The organism is Oerskovia sp. USHLN155, from assembly GCF_037145535.1.
GTDB lineage: Bacteria > Actinomycetota > Actinomycetes > Actinomycetales > Cellulomonadaceae > Oerskovia > Oerskovia rustica.
Window position 1 is genome coordinate 1 of record NZ_JBBCXG010000028.1, and the last position, 842, is coordinate 842.

General features: G+C 74.8%; 1 pseudogene. It reads left to right on the forward strand.

The features are described 5' to 3' along the window. Nucleotides 1-842 (forward strand): annotated as a pseudogene (locus WFH32_RS19235) (hypothetical protein); the annotation flags it as partial.

The following is an 842-nucleotide window of genomic DNA, read 5'->3' on the forward strand; positions in this document are numbered from 1 at the left end:
GCGCCCGGTGCGGCCAAGGTCGCCGACGGCGCAGCCCAGCTCCACGCCGGTTCCGGCGAGCTCAGCGGCAAGCTCGCCACCGAGCTCGCACCCGGTGCAGCAGACCTCGCACAGGGCGCGTCGAACCTCTCTTCCGGTGCGGCCTCCGCGTCGACGAAGAGCACCGCACTCGCCGTAGGAGCGCGTGACGTCTCCGACGGCGCCACCGCCCTCGCGACCGGGTCGGCCTCGGTCGCTGCCGGGGCATCACAGGTTCAGGCCGGTGCCGGCGCGCTGTCGGCGGGGATCGACAAGGCTGCAGGTGCCGCAGAGTCCCTGCGAGCCGGGGCCGCTGGTGTCTCCGCGGGGGCCGACGGCGTCCAGGCCGGGGCCGCGTCGCTCGCAGAGAACCTCACGGCTCTCGCCGCATCGGTGCCCGCCGACTCGCCCCTCAAGGCTCAGCTCGACCGGCTCGCCGGCGCCGCAGGAGACCTCTCCGCGGGGGCGTCGTCGGTGAAGGGCGGGGCGGCGGCACTGGCCCAGGGAACCACGGACCTCCACGGCGGTTTCACGGCCGAGAAGGGGCTCGTGAACAGCGCGCGCGCACTGAGCACGGGTGCTGCCGGGCTGCAGTCGGGGAGCGCGGGCCTGGACAAGGGCGCCCAGTCGCTCCAGGTCGGAGCCCAGAAGGTCGCGGACGGGTCCGCTCTGCTGTCCGCCGGGTTGAGCGATCTCTCGAGCGGGGCAGCGCGGGTGAACGCGGGATCGCAGCAGGTCGCCGACGGCGCAGCCGCTGCGGCAACCGGTGCCACCACCCTCAGCACCAAGCTCGGCGAGCTCGCCCCCGGCGCGGCGAAGATCTC